This is a genomic window from Pseudomonas sp. LPB4.O, assembly GCF_038383825.1.
Classification (GTDB): Bacteria; Pseudomonadota; Gammaproteobacteria; order Pseudomonadales; family Pseudomonadaceae; genus Aquipseudomonas; species Aquipseudomonas putida.
Window position 1 is genome coordinate 5,321,311 of the sequence record NZ_CP151298.1, and the last position, 23,193, is coordinate 5,344,503.

Here is a 23,193-nt window from a genome sequence, read left to right on the forward strand (position 1 = left end):
TGCGCTTAATTCATCCAGCCTTTGACCCAGTCCATGACTGATTCTGCAGGATTCTGCTCGCCGCCACAGGTCGCGCCGGCGGGCGGTTCACTCCCGCGAATATACGGCATCTGCACCGCTCCCGGACAGCTGCCATCAGACCCATGGCCAGTGTACGGGTCGATCCAGGCCTGCACCACGTTGTCCGGCTGCGGCATGTCCAGCGGTAGCGGGTCGGCCTTCTTCATGAAGCTGGTCCACACCTGCAGGGCACCGGTGGCACCGGTAAAGGGGGTTTTGCCGTTATCGTCACGGCCCATCCACACCACGGCCAGCAGGTCCTGGCTGAAGCCGGAGAACCAGCTGTCGCGCGAGTCGTTACTGGTACCGGTCTTGCCCGCCAGGGTCAGCGAGCGCGGCAAGGTGTTGTACACCGAGCGCCCGGTACCTTCGCGCATGACCCGCTGCATGGCGTTCTGCACCAGGTAGATGGCCCCCGGGTCGAAGGTTTGCTGGATCTGGAACGGGTAGCGCTTGAGCGGCTCGCCCTCGGCAGTCAGCACACTGCGGATACCACGCATCGGGGTGTTGAAACCGCCGTTGGCGATGGTCTGGTACATGGTCGCAACCTGCATCGGTGACATGCCGCCGGCACCCAGCAACATGGCCGGGAAGGCTGGCCAGTCGACATTTACCCCCAGCCGGCCAATGGTCTTGATCACATTGGGCACGCCCACTTCCAGGCCGAGCTTGGCGGTCGACAGGTTGTACGAGTTGGCAAGCCCCTGGTACAGGTAGATGGTGCCATGCGGTCGACGGTCATAGTTTTGTGGGCGCCAGACCTGACCATCGGCACCCTTGACCGAAAATGGCTCGTCCTGCACCCAGCTGGTCAGGGTGTACTTGCTCGGCTGCTCCAGCGCAGTCAGGTACACCGACGGCTTGACCAGCGAGCCGATCGGCCGCACAGCATCGATGGCCCGGTTGAAACCGGCGAAGCCTGCCTGGCGGCTACCGATCAGCGCCTGTACCTCACCGGTTTCCGGGTTGGTCACGACCATGGCCGATTCCACCTCGTCAGCACCTTTGCGCCCCGACAGGCGCTTGAAGGTCTCGCTCATCGAGGTTTCGGCCTTCATCTGCAGGATCGGGTCGAAGCTGGTGAAAATACGCAGGCCTTCTTCGGTCAAGTCTTCGTCGCGGTAGTCCTGGCGCAGCTGACGCTTGACCAGGTCGAGGAAGGCCGGGAACGAGCTGTCGGCCAGGCTGCCGCGCTTGGTCACGCCCAACGGCATCTTCTTCGCAGCATCGACTTCCGCCTGGCTGGCGACGCCCTGTTCGGCCACCAGGTCGAGCACAAGGTTGCGGCGGGCCAGAGCGCGGTCAGGGTATCGCCGCGGGTTGTAGTAGGACGGTCCCTTGACCATGCCCACCAGCAAGGCGATCTGATGCAGCTTCAGCTCCGAAAGCGGCTGGCTGAAGAAGAACTGGCTGGCCAGGCCGAAGCCGTGAACGGCACGCTGGCCATCCTGACCGACAAACACCTCGTTGAGGTAGGCCTCGAGAATCTCGCGCTTGTCGTAGTGCAACTCAAGCAGCATGGCCATCATCGCTTCGGTCAGCTTGCGGCTAAGGCTGCGTTCGCTGCTGAGGTAGAAGTTCTTCACCAGCTGCTGGGTCAGGGTACTACCGCCCTGGCGCATCGAGCCGGACGAGGTGTTGACCCACATTGCCCGGGCGATGGACTTGGGCGACACGCCGTAGTGGCTGTAGAAGTCGCGGTCTTCGGTCGCCACCAGGGTTTCGAGCAGGTATTTGGGCACCTGGTCGATCTTGATCAGGATGCGGTCTTCGAGGTTCTTCGGGTAGATGCCACCGATCATCAGCGGCTCCAGCCGCACCACGTCGAGCGCCTTGCCGTTGGCGGCAGAAAGGCCCGCCACGTAATCGCCGGAAAAGCGCACGCGCACGAACTGCGCCGGCTCCATGCCCTCGTAGAACTGGAAGCCACGGGTATTGAGGTCGACGGTGTTGCCGTTGACGGCCGCTGCACCCGGGCCATTGGCCGCGCTTTCACGCCGGTAGCCGAGCGCGTCGAGTTCGGTAAGGAAGTCGTTCTTGCTCAGTTTCTGACCAGTAAAGAGCTCCAGCGGCCGGGCATACACCTTGGCCGGGATGGTCCAGCGCTTGCCGGAGAACTTCTCCTGCACAACAGCGTCAAGGTAAACCGCGAAGCCGGCAACGATCACCAGGCCTACCAGGCTGAGCTTCAAAGCCCAGCCCAGCCAGGCGCGAGAGCGGCCGGTCGGGCGTTTCTGAGGGGTACGGGGATTTCGGGTTCGGGTCATGGCGGCGGATTATACGCACTTTATAAAGGCTGGGCAGACGGCCCAGCGGTAGGCAGGGACGGCACCATTGACCATAATGGCGCATTCGAATTCCCTGCCCCCGGAAGGATTTCCCGTGAGCCAAGCCCTTATCACTGCGCTGCAGAACCCTGCCCTGTACCCTCACCCCGTGGATGGGTTCCAGCTCATCGAGACACATATCTCCTGGGTGCTGCTCACCGGCGAGTACGCCTACAAGATCAAGAAACCGATGAACTTCGGCTTTCTCGACTTCACCGAACTGGGCCAGCGCCAGCATTTCTGTAATGAAGAGTTGCGCCTGAACCAACGCCTGACCGACGGCCTGTACCTGGAGGTATTGCCGGTTACCGGCAGCGTCGAAACGCCGCAGATCGGTGGCGACGGCGAAGCCATCGAATACGCGCTGAAGATGCGCCAGTTCCCCCAGGGGCAGATGCTCAGCACCCTGCAGGCCAATGGCGAGCTGAATGCCGCGCACATCGACCAGATGGCCCGGCAAATCGCCGAGTTCCACCTGCAGACCCCCAAGGTATCGGCCGAGCAGCCCTACGGCTCGCCTGAAAGCGTCATGGCGCCGGTCGAGCAGAACTTCGAGCAGATCCGCCCATTCCTCAGCGACAAGGCCGATCTGCTGCAACTGGACAACCTGCAGGCTTGGGCCCGCAGCAGTTTCGAGCGGCTGCAAGGCCTGTTCGCCTCGCGCAAGGCCAATGGCTTCACCCGCGAGTGCCATGGTGACATCCACTTGGGCAACGCTACCCTGATCAACGGCCAGGTGGTGATCTTCGACTGCATCGAGTTCAACGAGCCGTTCCGCATGACCGATGTGTGGGCCGACACCGGCTTCCTGGCCATGGACCTGGAAGATCGCGGCCTCAAGTGCCTGGCACGACGCTTCATCAGCCAGTATCTGGAGCTGACCGGCGATTATGAAGGCCTGGAAGTGCTCAACTTCTACAAAGCCTATCGCGCCCTGGTACGGGCCAAAGTCGCGCTCTTCAGCATGCCGGCCAATGCCGACGGCGTGCAGCGGGCCACCACCCTGCGCACCTATCGCAACTACGCCAACCTGGCCGAAAGCTACAGCGCCATCCCTTCGCGGCTGCTGGCCGTTACCCATGGCGTCTCGGCAGTGGGCAAGAGCCACGTGGCAATGCGTCTGGTCGAGGCCTTGGGCGCCATTCGTGTGCGCTCCGATGTCGAGCGCAAGCGCCTGTTCGGCGAACAGCCGCAAGAAAACGCCGGTCAGCTCACCTCCGGCATTTATGACCAGGATGCCAGTGCTGCCACATACCAACGTCTGCACGAAGTTGCAGCAACCGTTTTGCGCGCCGGCTTCCCGGTGGTGCTGGATGCCACCTACCTCAAGCATGAACAGCGGCAAGCTGCGGCAGACGTTGCCAGCCAGACCGGTGTACCGTTCCTGATCCTCGACTGCCACGCACCCGAGGCAGTCATCGCCAGCTGGCTGAAGCAGCGTCTAGCCGAAAACGCCGACCCTTCGGATGCCACCCTGGACGTGGTCATGGCCCAGCAGGCCAGCCGTGAAGCCCTGGATGCGCAGGAGCTGGTCCAGAGCACCCGGGTCGATACCCAGGATGCTGGCAGCATGGACCAGGTGATCGAGCAGATTCGCCAGCGTTTGCCTGGCCTGTAAGTTCGCCGCTTTCCTGTACCGGCCCCTTCGCGGGTAAACCCGCTCCCACAGGTTGGACTGCCCCCAGGAAGTTGGACACCAATCCAATTTCTTGGGGTGTTCACATGAGCAAGTACTCAGATCAATTCAAGCTCACCGCCGTCCAGGCCTACCTGGAGGGTGGTGAAGGATTTAGAACAGTAGCTCGGCGATTTGCAGTGGACTTCAGCCTGCTGCGGCGCTGGTTCTCCGCTTTCCAGAAGCATGGTCAGTTCAGCCTGCGCAAAACCGGCCAGCGGTACAGCACGGCCTACAAGCGCTCAGTCCTTGAGTACATGCACAAGCATCAGCTTTCCTTGCGCCAGACCGCCGCCCATTTTGGTCTTGGTCAGTCCTCGCAGATAGGCATTTGGGCGCGGCAGCACTACAGTGGGAGTCTGGATTTACCTGCTCCCAAGAGAAGAAAACCCGCTGCCATGTCGAAAAAGCCTTACCCCATAAAACCTACGACGTCCGATGACACCGATAAAAGCCGCGACCAGTTGCTGGCTGAGCTTGAGTGGCTGCGTATGGAGAACGCTTACCTAAAAAAGCTGGAAGAACTGAAGAAGCAGGAGCGAAGTCAGCCCAAAAAGCCCTGATCGTGTCGGCGCTCAAGGACAGGTTTCCCTTGGCCGCCGTTCTGCAACTGGCTGACTTACCTCGCAGCACGTTCTATTACCAACTTCAGGCGCAGGCCAAACCTGACAAGCATGCTGTCCTGAAACAGCTGATTCAGCGTGTCTATCACGAGGAAAAAGGGCTCTACGGTTACCGGCGTGTGACGGCGGTGATCCGCAACGCCGGCACCTTGGTTAACAAGAAGGTCGTAGAACGCTTGATGGTCGCGCTTGATCTTCGCTCACTCGTACGGCCCAAAAAGTATCGGTCGTACAAGGGCGTCGTCGGCACTATCGCGCCTAACCTGCTGGAGCGAAACTTCCTCGCGCAGCGCCCGAATCAGAAGTGGGTGACCGATGTGACCGAGTTTAAAGTAGCTGAGAAAAAGGTCTATCTCTCTCCTGTGATGGACTTGTACAACGCCGAAATCGTGGCATACGAAGTGGCCAGCAGGCCTTGCCTCGGGCTGGTTACCAACATGCTGGACAAGGCCTTCAAGCGCCTGGGAAACAAGCCGAAGCTGGTGCTTCACTCGGATCAAGGGTGGCACTACCAGCACTCCCAGTACCGCCATAAGCTGGCAGAGCGAGGACTGAACCAGAGCATGTCACGCAAAGGAAACTGCCTGGACAATGCGGCAATGGAGAGCTTTTTTGGTACGCTTAAGTCCGAGTTTTTCTACCTGAAGCGTTTCGAGAGCGTTGAAGAACTGAAAGCCGGTCTGGACGAGTACATCCACTACTACAACCATGACCGCATCAAGCTAAAGCTCAATGGCATGAGCCCTGTGGAATACAGGGCCCATGCTGCTGAGTCTGCTAGCTGAAACTGTCCAACTTTTGGGGGGCAGTCCAGGTACTACGCCAACCTTGAGGGTTGTAGAGCACCTTGTGGGAGCGGGTTCACCCGCGAAGAGGCCGGCACAGGTCCCGACAGCTCATCGCCCCGATGGCAAAAGGCCGCGCATTTCTTAACCCCCGCTACACTCCTCTCTGACCTGCTCGCGATTTATCCTCCAATCCACGTTCAGCCATCGCAAGGAGGCTCGATGAACGATGAATTGCAGCACCTGAAGAACCTTGGCAAGACCTCTGCGCAGTGGCTGCATGCCGCCGGCATCCACAGTGCATCGGACCTGCGTCGCCTGGGTGCGGTGGGTGCATACCAGGCCGTAAAGACACGAGGGTTCCGCGCTTCCAAGGTGCTGTTGTACGCCATCGAAGGCGCCCTGCTGGACATGCACTGGAACGATCTGCCACTTGAACGCAAAGAAGCGCTCAATCAACAACTGGACGCGAAAAACCCTACGCAAAAAAATCCTAAATAATCGTGGGAAGGGGATTGACTACGAAATGAGAATCGTTATGATTATCACAACTGGTCGCGAGACTGGTTGGATAACCTAAGAGCCCCTGGTTCGGACTCTCAGATTATCTCCTCATCAGGCTAATCACGGTTATTGACCCGGCTCTTTGCCGGGTCTTTTTTTGCCTGTGGTTTTTGTGCCGCCTGGCTTGGCTTTACCACCGTGCACACTACTGGCGAAACTGCGCGCAGTAATCCCGCTCCGGCGTCGCCGCCGTGTACCACACGTAATCAGCCTCGCCTGGCTCAACCTGCTCGCCCACCTCGGCCAGCAGCAATACCTTGCTCTCCCCCGACGCCAGATCAGCCAGATGCAAGGGTATGCCCAAGTCCTTGCGCACGTGATATGCCCCGGCAAACAGCAGCGCCGGCTGCAGCGCCGACAGTAAACGCTCGGCCATGCGCCGGTCGCGCTGCTGCTGCACGGCCAGCATCGCTGGCAACTGGTTTTCCGGCAGCATACCGCAATGCCCGGCGCGTACCTGCTCCAGCAAGGCAGCCTTCACCGCTGGCGCATTGGACCTTTCGCCGGTCAGCGAGGCGGGTTGTCGATAGGCTTGGCGCATCTCGCCAGGCGACAGGTTGGCCGCCAGCAGTGGCACTCTCTGCTGCAAGGCCTCACGCACTATCGGCCCGTACAGTTGCCAGTCCCAACCCTCCTGCCAGGCCAGCGCCTTGGGCAAGTCTGCCGGCAGGGGCTGCCCCTGAACCCTGTCGACCAGCGCTTGCTGCTCGGGCTGCAGCATTTCCAGCAAGAGGCTGCCTTGCACGCGCTGCCCCTGCAACGCGCGCAGCAGCCAAAGTTGCAGCGCGTGGTGGTCCGGGTTGTCGTGTTTTTCGCCCACCAGCACCCGAGGGGTGCCCGCCAAGCGTTGCACCAGTTGCTCTGGGCTGATCGCCTGGCCGCTGGCAAGGTTGATAATGTGCCCCAATTCGGCATGCGTAAGCCCCTCACTGCTCTGCCAAGCGGGCAACGGCGGCAGGCTGGCCTGGCAGCCACCCAGTACCAACATCAGGCAAAGCGAGAAACCGGACAGCAGCGGATGACGCATCGGCAATGCCTCCTAGCGGGTGATGATCAGTGGATGCCCACGCTCCGGGTGCGCCTGCACGAGCACATCGATTCCGTAAACCGCCCTCAACGCCGCTGGCGTCAGCACCTCTTCAGGCGAGGCCAAGGCATGACTGCGCCCCTGTTCCAGCAACAGGATACGGTCACAGTAGCGCGCTGCCAGGTTCAGGTCATGCAGGATCACCAGCACCGCGGCGCCGCGGTCGGCAAAGCGGCGCACGGACTCCAGGGTAGTGTGCTGGTGCAGTGGGTCGAGCATCGAGGTCGGCTCGTCGAGCAGCAGCGTGGTCCCCTCCTCGCCTGGCCACAGCTGCGCCAGCACGCGGGCCAGGTGCACCCGCTGGCGTTCGCCACCGGACAACGCCAGATAACTGCGCTCCACCAAGTGCCAGGCATCCGCCGCCTGCAACGCCGCTTCGACAATTTCCGCATCGCGCCGCTGCCCGGTGCCATGGGGCATGCGCCCCATGCCCACCACTTCCTCGACCCGGAACGAGAAACCCAGGCTGGACACCTGTGGCAATACGGCCAGGCGCCTGGCCCGCTTCTGCCCAGGCCAATCGGTGAGGGGCCGGCCCTGCAGCGTCACCCGCCCCCGGTCGGGCGCCAGCTCGCCACACAGCACACCCAGCAGGCTGCTCTTGCCGGCACCGTTGGGGCCTAGCACGCCCACCACCTGTCCCGGGCTCAGTTGCAGATTGATATCGTGCAGCACCTCATTGCTTCCCCGCCGCAGGTGCAGGCCTTCGACTTGCAACATCAGCTGCGCCCTCGTATCAGCAGGACCAGAAAGAACGGCGCACCGATGAAAGCCGTGACAATACCAATCGGCAACTCGGCAGGTGCCAGCAGTAGCCGCGCCGCCAGGTCGGCGAACAGCATCAGCACGCCCCCCGCCAGCAACGAGGCCGGGAGCACCACACGGTGATCAGGCCCGGCCAGCAAGCGCACCAGGTGCGGCACCACCAGGCCGATGAAACCGATCAGCCCTGCTGCAGCCACTGCCGCACCTACGCCCAACGCCGTGCAGAACACCAGCTCGCGCTTGAGCCGCTCAACGTCAACGCCCAGGTGGCGCGCCTCCGACTCACCCAGTAACAGGGCATTCAGCGCCTTGGCCCGGCGTGGCAGCCATACCGCTACCCCCGCCGCCACCAGCAGCAACGGCCACAGCCGTTCGTAGCTGGCACCGTTCAGGCTGCCAAGGTTCCAGAACGTCAGCGTGCGCAGGGTGGCGTCGTCGGCCAGGTAAGAGAACAGCCCAACGGCCGCGCCGCCCAGCGCAGTCATGGCCACGCCCGCCAGCAGCATGGTTGCGACGTTGGTCTGGCCATCGCGCCGGCCCAGACGGTAGACCAACGCGGTTACGCCAAGCCCCCCGACAAAAGCGCAGAACGACAGCAGATACGGCGCGAAAGCCTCCGGCATGCCGCCAAACCAGGCACCACCGACTATGGCGACCGCGGCCCCCATCGCCGCCCCAGCGGCAACCCCCACAAGCCCTGGATCGGCCAGCGGGTTGCGGAACAGCCCCTGCATGGCCACGCCGGACAGAGCCAGCACCGCACCCACCGCCAGCCCCAGCAAAGTCCGCGGCAGACGGATCTGGCCCAGGATCATCTCGGCCTGCTGCAGGCCGTCAGCCGCAATCGGCAGCCCCAGCAGGCGCAGGCCGGCGCGCAGGGTGTCGAACAACGGCAGGCTGACCGGCCCCAGGGCCAGCGACAGCCAGACCGCCAACAGGCACAGCAGGCTCAGACATATGAACAACGTACGTGGCTGGACCCGCTGTTTCATTGCGCGAAGCTGGCCTGGGCTGCCGGGTAGAAGGTGGCTGCCAACGACTGCAAGGTCGATGGCAGGCGTGGGCCAAGCCCGCCCACCAGCAGCGTCGGGTCCAGTGACACCAGGCGTTTCTCACGCACAGCCCGCGAGGCAGCCAGCGCGGGGTTTTCCTTCAACAGCGCCTGCAAGGCCTGCTCATCGGCCAGCGCCCGGTCGGAAAACACGATCACGTCCGGGTCCAACGCCGCCAAGGCTTCGTTGGAGAAGTTCTTGTAGCCCTGATGTTCTGCCAGGTTGTGCCCACCTGCCTGGCCCAGCAGCCAGTCACCCGCAGTGCCCTGCCCGGCGATCAGGGGCTTGGCCCCGGCGTGGCCGACCAGCAGTAGCACCCCAGGTGCCTTTTGCCCGGCCTGAGCCTGCTTGACCTTGGCCTGCACAGCCTCGATTTGCTGGTGGTAACCCGCCGCCAACGCCGAAGCTTGCTGTTCTGCGCCAAGCAACTGCCCCAGATGCTTGAGGTTTGCATCCACCGCCGCCAGTTCGGCCTTGCTGGAGAACAACTCCACCTGCACACCGGCCTTGCGGATTTGCGCCAGGACCGGCGGCGGGCCCATTTCCTCGGTGCCCACCAGTACATCCGGGCGCAGGCTGAGAATGCCTTCAGCCGACAACTGCCGCTGGTAGCCCACGCTGGGCAGTGATTTCAGCGATGCCGGATGCTGGCTGGTGGTGTCCACACCGACAAGCCGTGCTTCACCGCCCAGTGCCGTTATCCACTCGCTCAGGGCGCCACCCGCGCTGACCCAGCGTTGCGGCAACTCGGCCGCCAGGGCCTGGGTGGAGAGCACAAGGCTTGCGCACAGGGCGAGCAAGGCGACTGGACGGCGCATCATCGGGTTCCTTCTGAGGGCGAGCCGCGCGCCTTGTGGCGGACGGCAGAACTGCGCACCATAGGTAGCCAGGCGCAGCGAATGCGGGAAATTTGATAATTATTCGCATTGACGCGTCAAGTCATCATCTGTTTCATGAGTCGTCCTCGCCATGCACTTGCTCTGTACCTCCCACGCCCTGGCCGAAGGCCAAAGCCGCGCCTTCAGCGTAGACGGCCTCGAACTGTTCGGCGTACGCCGCCAGGGCCAGGTGTACCTCTACCGCAACCTTTGCCCACACCGCGGCATCCCGCTGAACTGGGCGCAAGATGCCTTTCTTGATGACAGCGCCAGCCTCATCCACTGCGCCCACCATGGCGCGCTATTTTTGATTGAAAGCGGCGAGTGCGTAGCCGGGCCCTGCGACGGTGAGCAATTGCTGGCCCTGGGCTGTCACGAGGACAGCCAGGGCATCTGGCTTATGGCGTAACCAGCACCGGCAGGCGGCGATCAACAACAATGCCTTCGGCGTCCAGACGGGTGCCGTAGGCCAGCACCTCCACGCCGTCCGCCACCGCCGCACGCAGGGCCTGGGCATAGGCTGCGTCGATTTCCTCAGCTGGGCGTATGGCGTCGATGCCCGTCAGGTTCACGCAATACAACTGCACCGCCCGTACACCCTGGCGGGCCAATTTCGCCAGCTCGCGCAGGTGCTTGGCACCGCGCTGTGTCACCGCATCGGGGAAGGCTGCAACTGTGCTGTCGGGGTAGCCCAAGGTCACGCTCTTGACCTCGACGTACGCGGGGGCACCGTCGAACTCCAGGCGAAAGTCGATGCGGCTGCTTTCCTCACCGTACGCCACTTCGCGCTTGAGCGCGGTGAACCCGGCAAGTTCCGTGATGACGCCGGCCCGCAGTGCCTCTTCGACCAGCGCGTTGGCACGCCCGGTATTCACGCAGGCCAGCCGCCCCTGCGGGGTTTCGCTGATTTCCCAAGTGCCCGGCAGTTTGCGCTTGGGGTCGTTGGAGCGGCTGAACCACACCTGCCCGCCTTCACGCATGCAGTTGAGCATCGAGCCGGTGTTCGGGCAGTGAATGGTCAGCTGTTCGCCGCTGGCCAGTTCGATGTCCGCCAGAAAGCGCTTGTAACGGCGCAGCAGGCGGCCCTGTTCGAGTGGGGGATAGAACTGCATCAGCCTTGCCAGCTCTGCAGGCCACGGGCAATGCGCTGCACCGCCTCTTCCAGGCGCGGCAGGCTCTGGGTGTAGGCAAAGCGCACATGGTGCCCGGCCAGGTGGCGGCCGAAGTCCAGGCCCGGCGTAAAGGCCACGTGCTCGGTTTCCAGGAAATGCCGGCAGAAGGCAAACGCATCACCGCCAAAGGCGCTGATGTCGGCATACAGGTAAAACGCCCCCTGCGGCTCGACGGCAATGCGGAAGCCCAATTCGCGCAGGGCGGGCAACAGATAGTCGCGACGGCGGGCGAACTCGGCCCGGCGTTCTTCGAAAATGGCCAGGCTCTCGGGCTGGAAGCAGGCCAGCGCGGCATGCTGGGCCATGCTCGGTGCACTGATGTAAAGGTTCTGCGCCAGCTTCTCCAGGTCGCCCACCGCGCCGGGTGGGGCTACCAGCCAGCCAAGGCGCCAACCGGTCATGCCGTAATACTTGGAAAAACTATTCAGGACGAACGCCGAGTCGTCGACTTCCAGCACGCTTGGCGCGTCCATGCCATAAGTGAGGCCATGGTAGATCTCGTCCACCACCAGGTGGCCGTGTCGCTCATGGGTGGCCTTGGCAAGGCTGGCCAACTCTTCGCGCCCCAGCACGGTACCGGTCGGGTTAGCCGGCGACGCGACCAGTGCACCGACGGTGTCCTTGTCCCAGTAACGCCCGACCAGGTCGGCGGTCAGCTGGTAATTCACCTCCGGGCCCACTGGCACCAGCTGCGCCCCGCCCTCGACCAGCCGCAGGAAGTGGCGATTGCACGGGTAACCCGGGTCGGCCAGCAACCAGTGCTTGCCCGGGTCGACCAGCAGGCTACTGGCCAGCAGCAGCGCGCCAGAACCACCTGGGGTAATGAGGATGCGCTGCGGGTCGATATTCAAGCCATAACGCTGACCATAGAAGCCGGCGATCGCTTCGCGCAGTGCCGGCAGGCCGCGTGCGGCGGTGTAGCGGGTGTGCCCGGCGGCCAGTGCCGCCTGGCCGGCAGCCACGATCGGCGCAGCCGTAGTGAAGTCCGGCTCGCCGATTTCCAGGTGGATCACGTCGTGCCCGGCCGCCTGCAGCTCGTTGGCCCGGGCCAGCAGCGCCATGACGTGGAAGGGTTCGATGGCGCGGCTGCGCGCACTGTAGGGGTGGGCCATGACCTTCTCTCAATTGCGTCTAAACTGGAGATTCTACCTCTGCACGCCAACGAACGTACGGCTCGCGCCGATGTCAATAAGCAGGATCGGGCGGGGTAGCGCACCCCCGATCTATCTGGTAAGTTCGGCGGCTCGCAGTCGCAGGGCCGGCGGTCGCCGGGGATGGAGCATCCTGCGCATTGGATCAGATGAGTGAGAGGCGGTCTATTCATGTCCACCGTAGAAAAGCAAAAAACCGGTCAAACCATGTACGGTGTCGAGCCCTATAAAGAGACCAAGGGCGAAGAGTACATGGGTGAGCCCATGAAGAAGCACTTCACCAAGCTTCTCAATGCCTGGAAAGGCGAGCTCATGCAGAGTGTGGATCGCACCGTAGACCACATGAAGGATGAAGCTGCGAACTTCCCGGACCCGGCCGACCGTGCCAGCCAGGAAGAAGAATTTGCTCTTGAGCTGCGCAACCGTGATCGCGAGCGCAAGCTGATCAAGAAAATCGACAAGACCCTGCAGAAGATCCAGGACGAAGATTACGGTTGGTGCGAATCGTGCGGCATCGAAATCGGCCTGCGCCGCCTGGAAGCACGTCCGACCGCCGACCTGTGCTTCGACTGCAAGGAAATCGCCGAGAAAAAGGAAAAAACGGTCGGCAAAGGCTGATCTTTCTTCCACCTGAACGGGGCGCTTGATGCGCCCCGTTTCATTTATATGCCCAGCCTGACCATGACCGACTCCAGTTACATCGGGCGCTTCGCCCCGACCCCCAGCGGCTTCCTGCACTTCGGCTCGCTGGTCGCAGCCCTCGCCTCCTGGCTCGATGCCCGTGCCGTCAACGGCCGCTGGCTGCTGCGCATGGAAGACACCGACCCACCTCGGGAAATGCCCGGGGCCCGTGATGCGATCCTGCAGACCCTGGAGCGTTACGGGCTGGAATGGGATGGCGAGGTGGTGTTCCAGAGCCAGCGGCACGATGCCTATGCCGCAGTAGTCGACCGCCTGTTCAACATGGGCCTGGCCTATGCCTGTACCTGCTCGCGCAAACAGCTGGAGGGTTACAACGGCATCTACCCAGGCCTTTGCCGTAACGCTGGCCATGCCCGGGAAGGTGCGGCGATCCGCTTGCGCGTGCCAGAGCTGATCTACCGCTTTACCGACCGGGTCCAGGGCGAGTACCAGCAGCACCTGGGGCGTGAGGTGGGCGACTTCGTCATCCAGCGCCGCGACGGGCTGTATGCGTATCAGCTGGCGGTGGTGCTGGACGATGCCTGGCAACGTGTGACCGACATCGTGCGTGGCGCCGACCTGCTGGACAACACCCCCCGCCAGCTGTACCTGCAGGAATTGCTGGGCTTCTCACAGCCGCGCTACCTGCATATTCCGCTGATCGTGCAGCCAGATGGGCACAAGCTGGGCAAATCGTACCGTTCGCCGCCCTTGCAGGCGGAGCATGCCACACCGCTGCTGTTACGGGCATTGCGGGCGCTGGGGCAAGAGACAGACCCCGATTTACTACTGGCTACGCCGGCTGAAGTGTTGGCGATAGCCCGCAAGCAGTGGCGGACGGAGGCAATCGAGCAGCGGACCACGGTGCCAGAGGCTGATTTGCGCTGAGGCAGGCCCGGCCCTTTCGCGGGTAAACCCGCTCCCACAGTTCCTCACAGGTTTCGAAGGCGGTGCCGTTCTGTGGGAGCGGGTTTACCCGCGAAAGGGCCAGCACAGGCAAACCAACCCTCAAAAACAAAAGCCCAATAATTTCAAAACCTTGGCTAACGCAATGGATTCCCGCTAGCATCCCCCCAGCCATTTGCGCCAATAATAAGTCCAAGCCCGCAGCGCCCAACCATCGAGGCCAGCATGTACATCTATCGTTTGGTCCTGCTTCTGGTCGTGGGGATCTACCTGTTCTCCCCGGCCATCATGGACTGGTGGATCGAACCGACCGGAGCCTGGTACCGCCCCTACCTGCTCTGGCTGATCCTGATCGTCGTCACCTTCATCCTGCAGAGCCAACGAGATGCCGATGAGCTTTAGCCTGACCCAGATGATCCTGATCAGCGCCGGGTACCTCATGGTGCTGTTTGGCGTGGCCTGGATTAGCGAGCGGGGGTTGATCCCGCGTTCGATCATTCGCCACCCGCTCACCTACACCCTGTCGCTGGGCGTGTACGCCAGTGCCTGGGCCTTCTATGGCTCGGTGGGCCTGGCCTACCAATATGGCTACGGCTTCCTTGCCTGTTACCTGGGGGTGTCCGGCGCGTTCCTGCTGGCACCGGTGCTGCTCTACCCGATCCTCAAGATCACCCGCACCTACCAGCTGTCATCGCTGGCCGACCTGCTGGCGTTCCGCTTCCGCAGCACCTGGGCCGGGGCACTCACCACCATCATCATGCTGATCGGCGTGCTGCCGTTGCTGGCGTTGCAGATCCAGGCGGTGGCCGACTCGATCAGCATCCTCACCGGTGAGCCGGTCAAGGCCAGGGTGGCCTTCGCCTTCTGTACGCTGATCATCCTGTTCACCATCTTCTTCGGCTCGCGGCACATCGCCACGCGCGAAAAACACGAAGGCCTGGTGTTTGCCATCGCCTTCGAGTCGGTGATCAAGTTGCTGGCCCTGGGCGGTATCGGGCTTTACGCCCTGTACGGCGTATTCGGCGGCCCGCACGAGCTGGAAGTGTGGCTACTGCAGAACCAGACCGCCCTGGCCGCGCTGCACACCCCGCTGCAGGAAGGCCCATGGCGCACCCTGCTGCTGGTGTTCTTCGCCTCGGCCATCGTCATGCCGCACATGTACCACATGGCCTTCACCGAAAACCTCAACCCGCGCTCGCTGGTCAGTGCCAGCTGGGGCCTGCCGCTGTTCCTGCTGCTGATGAGCCTGGCCGTGCCGCTGGTGCTGTGGGCTGGCCTGCGCCTGGGCGCCACTACCAACCCCGAGTACTTCACCCTGGGCCTGGGGATTGCCGCCAACAACGAAGCATTGGCACTGCTGGCCTACGTCGGCGGTTTGTCGGCCGCCAGCGGCCTGATCATCGTCACCACCCTGGCGCTGTCGGGCATGGCCCTCAACCATCTGGTGCTGCCGCTGTACCAGCCCCCGGCCGAAGGCAATATCTACCGTTGGCTGAAGTGGACCCGCCGCGCGCTGATCGTCGCCATCATCACCGCCGGTTTCATGTTCTACCTGACCCAGAACAACCACCAGAGCCTGGCCAACCTGGGCATCGTCGCCTTCGTCGCCACCCTGCAGTTCCTGCCGGGCGTGCTGTCGGTGCTGTACTGGCCCACCGCCAACCGCCGCGGCTTCATCGCTGGGCTGCTGGCCGGCACCCTGGTGTGGATGGTGACCATGCTGCTGCCGCTGCTGGGCAATCTGCAGGGCTTCTACATCCCGCTGCTGGACATGATCTATGTGCTGGACGATACCAGCTGGCACATGGCGGCCATTGCCTCGCTGGCGGCCAACGTTTTGCTGTTCACCCTGATCTCGCTGTTCACCAACGCCAGTACAGAAGAAGTCAGCGCGGCCGAAGCCTGCGCCGTGGACAACGTACGCCGCCCGCAGCGCCGCGAGCTGCACGCAGCCTCGCCACAGGAGTTCGCCACCCAACTGGCCAAGCCGCTGGGCGCCAAGGCCGCACAAAAGGAAGTGGAACAGGCCCTGCGTGACCTCTACCTGCCGTTCGACGAGCGTCGCCCCTACGCCTTGCGCCGCCTGCGCGACCGCATCGAGGCCAACCTGTCAGGCCTGATGGGGCCGAGCGTGGCGCAGGACATGGTCGAAACCTTCCTGCCGTACAAGTCCGGTAACGAAAACTACGTGACCGAAGACATCCACTTCATCGAAAGCCGCCTGGAAGACTATCACTCGCGCCTGACCGGCCTGGCCGCCGAGCTCGATGCCCTGCGCCGTTACCACCGCCAGACCCTGCAGGAGCTGCCCATGGGCGTCTGCTCGCTGGCCAAGGACCAGGAAATCCTGATGTGGAACAAGGCCATGGAAGAGCTGACCGGTATCGCCGCCAAGCACGTGGTCGGCTCGCGCCTGCTCACCATCGACGAACCGTGGCGGGGCCTACTGCAAGGTTTCATCAACTTGCCCGACGAGCACCTGCACAAGCAGCGCCTGGCACTGGACGGGCAGCCGCGCTGGCTGAACCTGCACAAGGCCGCCATCGACGAGCCGTTGGCCCCCGGTAACAGCGGCCTTGTGCTGCTGGTGGAAGACCTTACCGAAACACAGGCCCTGGAAGACAAGCTGGTGCACTCCGAGCGCCTGGCCAGCATCGGCCGCCTGGCCGCCGGCGTGGCCCACGAAATCGGCAACCCGATTACCGGCATCGCCTGCCTGGCGCAGAACCTGCGCGAGGAACGCGAAGGCGATGGCGAAATCATCGAGCTGTCCAGCCAGATCCTCGACCAGACCAAACGCGTGTCGCGCATCGTCCAGTCGTTGATGAGCTTCGCCCATGCCGGCGGCAGCCACCAGAACAGCGAAGAACCGGTGTGCCTGGCCGAAGTGGCGCAGGACGCCATCGGTCTGCTGGCCTTGAACCGGCGCAATTTCGAAGTACAGTTCTTCAACCTCTGCAACCCGGATCACTGGGCCGAAGGGGACCCGCAGCGCCTGGCCCAGGTGCTGATCAACCTGCTCTCCAACGCGCGCGACGCATCAAAGCCCGGCAGCGCCGTACGCGTGCGCAGCGAGGTCAGCGAACATACCGTCGACCTGATCGTCGAGGATGAGGGCAGCGGGATACCGAAGAACATCATGGACCGCCTGTTTGAACCCTTCTTCACCACCAAGGACCCGGGCGAGGGAACCGGACTAGGGCTCGCTCTGGTCTATTCCATCGTGGAAGAGCATTATGGGCAAATCACCATCGACAGCCCGGCCGATATCGAACGGCAACGTGGCACCCGGATCCGCGTGACCCTGCCCCGGCATGTCGTAGCGACGTCCCCTGAAATTCGAGACCGTCGAGAGAATTGAATCAATGCCGCACATTCTGATCGTCGAAGACGAAACCATCATCCGCTCGGCCTTGCGTCGCCTGCTCGAGCGGAACCAGTACCAGGTCAGCGAAGCCGGCTCGGTGCAGGAAGCCCAGGAACGCTTCAGCATTGCCACCTTCGACCTGATCGTCAGCGACCTGCGCCTGCCAGGCGCACCCGGCACCGAGCTGATCAAGCTCGGTCAGGGCACCCCGGTGCTGATCATGACCAGCTACGCCAGCCTGCGCTCGGCGGTGGACTCGATGAAAATGGGCGCGGTGGACTACATCGCCAAGCCTTTCGACCACGACGAGATGCTGCAGGCCGTGGCGCGTATCCTGCGCGACCGGCAGAACGCCCCGGCTGCCGCACCGGCTGCCGAGCCACGCGCCACCAATGGCAAGGCCGCACTGGCCGACAAAGGCAGCGCGGCTGCGGCCAATGGCGAAATCGGCATCATCGGCTCGTGCCCGCCGATGCAGGACATGTACAGCAAGATCCGCAAGGTGGCGCCTACCGACTCCAACGTACTGATCCAGGGCGAGTCGGGTACCGGTAAAGAGCTGGTGGCCCGCGCCCTGCACAACCTGTCGCGCCGGGCCAAGGCACCGATGATCTCGGTGAACTGCGCCGCCATCCCCGAGACACTGATCGAGTCCGAACTGTTCGGTCACGAAAAAGGCGCCTTCACTGGCGCCAGCGCCGGGCGTGCGGGCCTGGTAGAAGCCGCCGACGGCGGCACACTGTTCCTCGACGAAATCGGCGAATTGCCGCTGGAAGCCCAGGCCCGCCTGCTGCGCGTGCTGCAGGAAGGCGAGATTCGCCGGGTGGGTTCGGTGCAATCGCAAAAGGTCGATGTGCGCCTGATCGCCGCGACCCACCGCGACCTGAAGAACCTGGCCAAGGCCGGCCAGTTCCGCGAAGACCTTTACTACCGCCTGCACGTGATCGCCCTGAAACTGCCTGCCCTGCGCGAGCGCGGCAGCGACGTCAACGAGATCGCCAGCGCCTTCCTCGCCCGCCAGAGTGCGCGCATCGGCCGCGACGACCTGCATTTCTCGGCCGAGGCCGAGCAGGCCATTCGTCATTACAGCTGGCCGGGTAACGTACGTGAGCTGGAAAACGCCGTGGAGCGCGCGGTGATCCTCAGCGAGAGCGCAGAAATTTCTGCCGAGCTGCTGGGCATCGACATCGAGCTGAGCGACCTGGAGGAGGACGAGATCCTCAACAACGCGCTGGTAGTGGCCAGTGCTGCCAATGCCAGCCACGAGCCGACCGAAGACCTTTCGCTGGAAGACTACTTCCAGCACTTCGTGCTCGAGCACCAGGACCACATGACCGAAACAGAACTGGCACGCAAGCTAGGCGTCAGCCGCAAGTGCCTGTGGGAACGGCGTCAACGCCTGGGCATTCCACGGCGCAAGAGCAACGCTACCAGCGAGTAACTCAACCTGCCCAGTGTTCGCCGCAGCAAGTGCGGCGCCTGGGAGATCGAGCACCGCGCGGGCGGCGCTCGATCTCCCAGGCGCTAAACGGGGTGTGGCGAACACATCTGGCCCGGAAACACCCCAGGTAACACATCAGTTCCCACAAAAATCTGTTACCCAACCTTTCCGCCGTAACAGTTCCCGAGGTGTACGGTAACGAAATCGCCCCGATTTCAGCCCGCAAAATTTCGCCGAAACCCCTCAAACCCTTGATTTTACTGGGTTTTGAAAAGTTGGCACGGCACCTGCTATATGCTTAGTACAAAAACAATAACAAGCACTGCAACCTAAAATAAGAACAAGACGAAACGGCTCACGCACAATAAAAACAAGACGGCGGAGGCGCAGCTAACTGATTCTTTTGGAGAGGATGCGTGTTTGGGGCTTGCCCCACGACCAGGCAGAGAACAACAAAAACTGCACTAAAAAGCAGCGCCTGAACTGGTTGGATCGATAGATCAACGTGACATCAGCGGCCAAAGCAATCCGTTTGCTCTTAACCCCTGGATTGGGGGTCGTCCACAAGCTTCGAGATTTGTGGACAGGGCACTCAACAAAAACAAAAAGCCCAGTAAAAAAACAATAAGAGCACGCAACGACTTCTTGGGGAGCTTAGGCTCCCCTTGTCGTTTCTACCCTTCTGGCAGCCATCCTGCTACCCGCCTACACCATTCCCCGAGTAAATGCTAGAATCCCCGCCCATCATGCGGCCATTCTCCTATTGTTGGCCGAACATTCCTTCACACAGTGCATCCCATGCTGAAGAAGCTGTTCCAGTCTTTCCGCCCGCCCGTACCGGGCCCGCACCACAGGCGCACCACGCCAGAGGTGATCAACAAGAGCCAGCACTCGCTGCAGCGCCACCAGTTCAGCCGTCACGCGGTGAACATCGTGGAACGCCTGCAGAGCGCCGGCTACCAGGCTTACCTGGTCGGTGGCTGTGTCCGCGACCTGATGCTGGGCATCACGCCGAAGGACTTCGACGTCGCCACCAGCGCCACCCCCGAACAGGTCCGTGCCGAGTTCCGTAACGCGCGCATCATTGGTCGCCGCTTCAAGCTGGTTCACGTGCATTTCGGCCGTGAGATCATCGAAGTTGCCACCTTCCGTGCTCCCCACTCGGAAGACGATCAGGGCGACAGCCACCGTTCGTCGCACAATTCCAGTGGCCGCATCCTGCGTGACAACGTGTACGGCACTCTGGAAGAAGACGCGCAACGTCGCGACTTCACCATCAATGCCCTGTACTACGATCCGGTCAGCGAGCGCATTCTCGATTACGCCAATGGCGTGCACGATGTACGCAACCGCCTGCTGCGGCTGATCGGCGACCCGACCCACCGCTACCAGGAAGACCCGGTGCGCATGCTGCGCGCGGTGCGTTTCGCCGCCAAGCTGGACTTCGGTATCGAGAAGCACACGGTTCAGCCGATCCGCGAACTGGCCCCGCTGCTGCGCGAGATCCCGCCGGCACGGCTGTTCGAGGAATGCCTCAAGCTGTTCCTCTCCGGCCAAGGCGCCATCGCCTTCGAAATGCTGGTCGACCTGCAGCTGTTCGAGCCATTGTTCCCGGCCAGTGCGCACGCCCTGGACGAGCGCCCGACCTACGCCCACACACTGATCAGCCAGGCGTTGCAAAACACCGACCTGCGCGTGAAGCAGGGCAAACCGGTAACCCCGGCGTTCCTGTTCGCTGCGCTGCTGTGGCCAGCCCTGCCGGCCCGTGTACTGCACCTGCAGAACCAGGGCGTGCCGCCGATCCCGGCCATGAACGGCGCGGCACACGACCTGATCGCCGAGCAATGCGCGCGCATCGCCATTCCCAAGCGCTTCACCCTGCCGATCCGCGAGATCTGGGACATGCAGGAGCGTCTGCCACGGCGCAGCGGCAAACGCGCCGACCTGCTGCTGGACAACCCACGCTTCCGCGCCGGTTACGACTTCCTGCTGCTGCGTGAAAGCGCCGGGGAAGAGACCGACGATCTTGGCCAGTGGTGGACCGACTACCAGGATGCCAACGACAGCGAGCGCCGCGAGATGATCCGCGAGCTGGGCAGCCGTGACGAAGGCACCGGTGCCGGCCCGCGTAAACGCAAACGCAGTGCCAGCAAACGCAAGCGCGGTGGCGACGAGGCGCCCGAGTGAAGACTCGCGCCTACGTCGGCCTGGGCAGCAACCTGGACGCGCCTGCCGAGCAACTGCGCAGTGCCTTGCAGGCGCTGGACCAGGTCGAGCAGACCCGCCTGGTGGCGGCTTCGGCCCTGTACACCAGCGATTCGCTGCTGCCCGGTCAACCGCGTTACACCAACGCTGTCGCCGCCCTGGACACCGCATTGCCGCCACTGGCGCTGCTCGATGCACTGCAAGCCATCGAAAACGGCCAGGGCCGCGTGCGCAAGGACCGCTGGGGCCCGCGCACGCTGGACTTGGACATCCTGCTGTTCGGTGACCAGGTGCTCGACGAGCCACGTCTGAAAGTGCCGCATTACCACATGCATGCCCGGCCTTTCGTGCTGTATCCACTGGCCGAACTGGTGCCGGACGATTTCCACTTGGCAGATGGCCGCGCCCTTGCGCAATTGCTCGACGACTGCCCGTTCGTCGGCCTTGAGCGCCTGTAAACCGGGCGTTCCAGCCTTACCCACTGGCGCGGTAACGCCAGTAACACCCTGATCGTAACAATGCGGTAACAGGGTGATTGACTTCCCACACCTCGCTCACGACTATAGGCGTCCCGTGTGGCACCAAAGTGCCGCATACCCGTATTTAGGCCCGGACGGACCTGTGCCCGAACATCACGCGCGATGATGTGCCGCTCCGGAAGATGACTACACGCGTTGAATGCAGTCGTTTTTTACAGCGCCTGAACGAGGATTTTCCGACATGCCTGAAGTAACCCTTACCACCCTCAATGGCCTCAAGGCCAAGGGTGAAAAAATCACAATGCTGACCTGCTATGACGCGACCTTCGCCAAGGCCGCCAGCCAGGCCGGCATCGAAGTGTTGCTGGTTGGCGACTCGCTGGGGATGGTCCTGCAGGGCCACGACAGCACCTTGCCGGTCACCACGGCGGACATGGCCTACCACACCGCCAGCGTCAAACGCGGCAACGACGGCGCGCTGATCCTTGCCGACCTGCCGTTCATGGCCCACGCCACCCCGGAGCAAGCCTTTGCCAACAGCGCCACGCTGATGCAGGCTGGCGCCCACATGGTCAAGATCGAAGGCGCCGCATGGCTGGCCGAAACCATCCGTCTGCTGGCTGAGCGCGGCGTGCCGGTGTGTGCGCACATGGGCCTGACCCCGCAGACCGTCAACGTGCTGGGCGGCTACAAGGTGCAAGGCCGCCAGGAAGCCCAGGCCCGCCAGATGCGCGCCGACGCCATCGCCCTGGAACAGGCCGGCGCGGCCATGCTGCTGCTCGAATGCGTGCCCAGCGAACTGGCGGCAGAGATTACCAATGCCGTGGGCATTCCGGTGATCGGCATTGGCGCCGGCAGCGCCACCGATGGCCAGGTGCTGGTACTGCACGACATGCTCGGCCTGTCGCTGACCGGCCGGGTGCCGAAGTTCGTGAAGAACTTCATGCAAGGCCAGCCTGATATCCACAGCGCCCTCGTCGCTTACGTCGAGGCGGTCAAGCAGGTCAGCTTCCCAGGTAGCGAACACGGGTTCAGTGCATGAATACAGTCAAGACCGTCCGCGAATTGCGCGCCGCCGTCGCCCGCGCTCGTGGTGAAGGCAAGCGCATCGGCTTCGTGCCGACCATGGGCAACCTGCACAGCGGCCACGCGGCCCTGGTGACCAAGGCTGCGCAGCGCGCCGATTTCGTGGTGGCCAGCATCTTCGTCAACCCGCTGCAGTTCGGCGCCAACGAAGACCTCGACAAGTACCCGCGGACCCTGGCCGCCGACCAGGAGCGCCTGCTGCAGGCGGGCTGCAACCTGCTGTTCGCGCCCAGCGCCGAAGAGATGTACCCCGACGGCATGAGCGTGCAAACCCGCGTCAGTGTGCCCCACCTTTCCGAAGGCCTGTGTGGCGCCAGCCGGCCCGGGCATTTCGAAGGTGTGGCCACCGTAGTCAGCAAGCTGTTCAACATGGTCCAGCCTGACCTTGCCGTCTTCGGTGAAAAGGACTTCCAGCAGCTGGCGGTGATCCGCGCCATGGTGCGCGACCTGAACATGCCGATTCAGATCATAGGCGAGCCCACTGTGCGCGCCGAAGATGGCCTGGCGCTGTCGTCGCGCAATGGCTACCTCACGCCGGAGCAGCGTGCGATCGCGCCGGTGCTGTACCGTACGTTGCAGCACATTGCAGAGGCTATCGGCCGTGGCCAACGGGACTTTGCCGCGTTGGTCGCTGATGGGCAGGCGCAGCTGAGTGCGGCGGGGTTGCGCACGGATTATCTAGAGGTGCGCCATGCCGTGAGCCTGCGCCCGGCCGTGATCGATGACCGGGACCTGGTGGTGATTGCGGCGGCTTACCTGGGTAACACGCGGTTGATCGACAACCTTTACTTGCATGTGGAAGAGAAGACCGCGTAACGGCCTGGGGCTGCCATGCAGCCCATTCGCGGCACAAGGCCGCTCCTACAGGGACCGCGCTGTCCTTAACCCT

Annotated in this window: 20 protein-coding genes; 13 read left to right on the top strand and 7 right to left on the bottom strand. The window is 63.0% G+C overall.

Annotated features, from left to right (window positions below):
• Window positions 1–5: 5 nt before the first annotated feature.
• The gene (gene mrcB / locus MRBLPB4O_RS24090) at window positions 6–2,327 is read right to left on the bottom strand and encodes a penicillin-binding protein 1B (RefSeq protein ID WP_016501609.1); all 2,322 of its coding nucleotides are present in this window, start codon (window positions 2,325–2,327) and stop codon (window positions 6–8) included.
• Window positions 2,328–2,442: 115 nt separating this feature from the next.
• Between mrcB and MRBLPB4O_RS24095 the strand changes: the two genes are divergently transcribed.
• The 3 genes from MRBLPB4O_RS24095 (at window position 2,443) to MRBLPB4O_RS24105 (ending at window position 5,971) form a co-directional block, all read left to right on the top strand.
• The gene (locus tag MRBLPB4O_RS24095) at window positions 2,443–4,005 is read left to right on the top strand and encodes an AAA family ATPase (protein ID WP_341796808.1); all 1,563 of its coding nucleotides are present in this window, start codon (window positions 2,443–2,445) and stop codon (window positions 4,003–4,005) included.
• A gap of 104 nt (window positions 4,006–4,109) precedes the next feature.
• Window positions 4,110–5,470 (top strand): IS3 family transposase gene (locus tag MRBLPB4O_RS24100; RefSeq protein WP_341796297.1). Its coding sequence is split into 2 segments (ribosomal slippage): window positions 4,110–4,578 and window positions 4,578–5,470, totalling 1,362 coding nucleotides; the frame shifts between segments, so codons are not numbered across the junction.
• Between the two features lie 222 nt (window positions 5,471–5,692).
• Complete coding sequence (locus tag MRBLPB4O_RS24105) at window positions 5,693–5,971, top strand: TfoX/Sxy family protein (protein WP_016489141.1); 279 nt, start codon at window positions 5,693–5,695, stop codon at window positions 5,969–5,971.
• 208 nt (window positions 5,972–6,179) lie between these two features.
• On the opposite strand, the gene MRBLPB4O_RS24110 is transcribed toward MRBLPB4O_RS24105, so the two are convergent.
• The 4 genes from MRBLPB4O_RS24110 to MRBLPB4O_RS24125 are packed head-to-tail and all read right to left on the bottom strand — an operon-like array spanning window position 6,180 to window position 9,759.
• Window positions 6,180–7,061: a ChaN family lipoprotein gene (locus tag MRBLPB4O_RS24110; protein ID WP_341796809.1), complete on the bottom strand. Its 882-nt coding sequence runs from the start codon at window positions 7,059–7,061 to the stop codon at window positions 6,180–6,182.
• 12 nt (window positions 7,062–7,073) lie between these two features.
• Window positions 7,074–7,841, bottom strand: a complete 768-nt coding sequence (locus tag MRBLPB4O_RS24115; protein WP_341796810.1) for a heme ABC transporter ATP-binding protein — start codon at window positions 7,839–7,841, stop codon at window positions 7,074–7,076.
• A complete protein-coding gene (locus MRBLPB4O_RS24120; RefSeq protein WP_162471788.1) occupies window positions 7,841–8,824 on the bottom strand; it encodes an iron ABC transporter permease in 984 nt (327 codons plus the stop codon). Before MRBLPB4O_RS24120 ends, MRBLPB4O_RS24115 begins: the two co-directional genes overlap by 1 nt.
• A 50-nt stretch (window positions 8,825–8,874) precedes the next feature.
• On the bottom strand, window positions 8,875–9,759 hold the full coding sequence (locus MRBLPB4O_RS24125; protein WP_341796811.1) for an ABC transporter substrate-binding protein: 885 nt from the start codon (window positions 9,757–9,759) through the stop codon (window positions 8,875–8,877).
• Between the two features lie 148 nt (window positions 9,760–9,907).
• Here MRBLPB4O_RS24125 and MRBLPB4O_RS24130 point away from each other — a divergent pair, with 148 nt between their 5' ends.
• A complete protein-coding gene (locus MRBLPB4O_RS24130) occupies window positions 9,908–10,225 on the top strand; it encodes a Rieske (2Fe-2S) protein (protein WP_341796812.1) in 318 nt (105 codons plus the stop codon).
• On the opposite strand, the gene sfsA is transcribed toward MRBLPB4O_RS24130, so the two are convergent.
• Both sfsA and MRBLPB4O_RS24140 read right to left on the bottom strand, forming a co-directional pair.
• Window positions 10,215–10,928: a DNA/RNA nuclease SfsA gene (gene sfsA / locus MRBLPB4O_RS24135; protein WP_341796813.1), complete on the bottom strand. Its 714-nt coding sequence runs from the start codon at window positions 10,926–10,928 to the stop codon at window positions 10,215–10,217. The genes MRBLPB4O_RS24130 and sfsA overlap by 11 nt on opposite strands.
• Entirely contained in the window at window positions 10,928–12,100 is a 1,173-nt protein-coding gene (locus MRBLPB4O_RS24140; RefSeq protein ID WP_341796814.1) for a pyridoxal phosphate-dependent aminotransferase, read from the bottom strand. The genes sfsA and MRBLPB4O_RS24140 overlap by 1 nt, the downstream gene beginning before the upstream one ends.
• Before the next feature lie 210 nt (window positions 12,101–12,310).
• On the opposite strand from MRBLPB4O_RS24140, the gene dksA reads away from it, so the two are divergent.
• The 9 genes from dksA (at window position 12,311) to panC (ending at window position 23,120) form a co-directional block, all read left to right on the top strand.
• Window positions 12,311–12,757, top strand: a complete 447-nt coding sequence (gene dksA, locus MRBLPB4O_RS24145) for an RNA polymerase-binding protein DksA (protein ID WP_016501618.1) — start codon at window positions 12,311–12,313, stop codon at window positions 12,755–12,757.
• A 63-nt stretch (window positions 12,758–12,820) separates the two neighbouring features.
• Complete coding sequence (gene gluQRS / locus MRBLPB4O_RS24150; protein WP_341798927.1) at window positions 12,821–13,708, top strand: tRNA glutamyl-Q(34) synthetase GluQRS; 888 nt, start codon at window positions 12,821–12,823, stop codon at window positions 13,706–13,708.
• Between the two features lie 243 nt (window positions 13,709–13,951).
• Window positions 13,952–14,128 (top strand): hypothetical protein, encoded by a 177-nt coding sequence (locus MRBLPB4O_RS24155; protein WP_003250005.1) that lies wholly within the window; start codon window positions 13,952–13,954, stop codon window positions 14,126–14,128.
• Window positions 14,112–17,087, top strand: coding sequence for a sensor histidine kinase (locus MRBLPB4O_RS24160; protein WP_169725163.1), 2,976 nt, complete (start codon window positions 14,112–14,114; stop codon window positions 17,085–17,087). Before MRBLPB4O_RS24155 ends, MRBLPB4O_RS24160 begins: the two co-directional genes overlap by 17 nt.
• 4 nt (window positions 17,088–17,091) lie before the next feature.
• Complete coding sequence (locus MRBLPB4O_RS24165; protein ID WP_341796815.1) at window positions 17,092–18,534, top strand: sigma-54 dependent transcriptional regulator; 1,443 nt, start codon at window positions 17,092–17,094, stop codon at window positions 18,532–18,534.
• A gap of 798 nt (window positions 18,535–19,332) precedes the next feature.
• Window positions 19,333–20,721: a polynucleotide adenylyltransferase PcnB gene (locus MRBLPB4O_RS24170; protein ID WP_016501622.1), complete on the top strand. Its 1,389-nt coding sequence runs from the start codon at window positions 19,333–19,335 to the stop codon at window positions 20,719–20,721.
• Window positions 20,718–21,197, top strand: coding sequence for a 2-amino-4-hydroxy-6-hydroxymethyldihydropteridine diphosphokinase (gene folK, locus MRBLPB4O_RS24175; protein WP_341796816.1), 480 nt, complete (start codon window positions 20,718–20,720; stop codon window positions 21,195–21,197). The genes MRBLPB4O_RS24170 and folK overlap by 4 nt, the downstream gene beginning before the upstream one ends.
• 262 nt (window positions 21,198–21,459) lie before the next feature.
• Window positions 21,460–22,260 (top strand): 3-methyl-2-oxobutanoate hydroxymethyltransferase, encoded by an 801-nt coding sequence (gene panB / locus MRBLPB4O_RS24180; RefSeq protein ID WP_019470466.1) that lies wholly within the window; start codon window positions 21,460–21,462, stop codon window positions 22,258–22,260.
• Window positions 22,257–23,120 carry a pantoate--beta-alanine ligase gene (gene panC, locus MRBLPB4O_RS24185; RefSeq protein ID WP_016501625.1) on the top strand — a complete coding sequence of 288 codons (864 nt, stop codon included), beginning with the start codon at window positions 22,257–22,259 and terminating at the stop codon, window positions 23,118–23,120. The genes panB and panC overlap by 4 nt, the downstream gene beginning before the upstream one ends.
• The last annotated feature ends 73 nt before the right edge of the window (window positions 23,121–23,193 follow it).

Excerpts from the sequence above, each read along its gene's own strand:
- mrcB (WP_016501609.1), bottom strand. The coding sequence starts at position 2,327 with ATGACCCGAACCCGAAATCCCCGTACCCCTCAGAAACGCCCGACCGGC.
- MRBLPB4O_RS24105 (WP_016489141.1), top strand. The coding sequence starts at position 5,693 with ATGAACGATGAATTGCAGCACCTGAAGAACCTTGGCAAGACCTCTGCG.
- MRBLPB4O_RS24110 (WP_341796809.1), bottom strand. The coding sequence starts at position 7,061 with ATGCGTCATCCGCTGCTGTCCGGTTTCTCGCTTTGCCTGATGTTGGTA.
- MRBLPB4O_RS24115 (WP_341796810.1), bottom strand. The coding sequence starts at position 7,841 with ATGTTGCAAGTCGAAGGCCTGCACCTGCGGCGGGGAAGCAATGAGGTG.
- MRBLPB4O_RS24125 (WP_341796811.1), bottom strand. The coding sequence starts at position 9,759 with ATGATGCGCCGTCCAGTCGCCTTGCTCGCCCTGTGCGCAAGCCTTGTG.
- MRBLPB4O_RS24130 (WP_341796812.1), top strand. The coding sequence starts at position 9,908 with ATGCACTTGCTCTGTACCTCCCACGCCCTGGCCGAAGGCCAAAGCCGC.
- sfsA (WP_341796813.1), bottom strand. The coding sequence starts at position 10,928 with ATGCAGTTCTATCCCCCACTCGAACAGGGCCGCCTGCTGCGCCGTTAC.
- MRBLPB4O_RS24140 (WP_341796814.1), bottom strand. The coding sequence starts at position 12,100 with ATGGCCCACCCCTACAGTGCGCGCAGCCGCGCCATCGAACCCTTCCAC.
- dksA (WP_016501618.1), top strand. The coding sequence starts at position 12,311 with ATGTCCACCGTAGAAAAGCAAAAAACCGGTCAAACCATGTACGGTGTC.
- gluQRS (WP_341798927.1), top strand. The coding sequence starts at position 12,821 with ATGACCGACTCCAGTTACATCGGGCGCTTCGCCCCGACCCCCAGCGGC.
- MRBLPB4O_RS24155 (WP_003250005.1), top strand. The coding sequence starts at position 13,952 with ATGTACATCTATCGTTTGGTCCTGCTTCTGGTCGTGGGGATCTACCTG.
- MRBLPB4O_RS24160 (WP_169725163.1), top strand. The coding sequence starts at position 14,112 with ATGCCGATGAGCTTTAGCCTGACCCAGATGATCCTGATCAGCGCCGGG.
- MRBLPB4O_RS24165 (WP_341796815.1), top strand. The coding sequence starts at position 17,092 with ATGCCGCACATTCTGATCGTCGAAGACGAAACCATCATCCGCTCGGCC.
- MRBLPB4O_RS24170 (WP_016501622.1), top strand. The coding sequence starts at position 19,333 with ATGCTGAAGAAGCTGTTCCAGTCTTTCCGCCCGCCCGTACCGGGCCCG.
- panB (WP_019470466.1), top strand. The coding sequence starts at position 21,460 with ATGCCTGAAGTAACCCTTACCACCCTCAATGGCCTCAAGGCCAAGGGT.
- panC (WP_016501625.1), top strand. The coding sequence starts at position 22,257 with ATGAATACAGTCAAGACCGTCCGCGAATTGCGCGCCGCCGTCGCCCGC.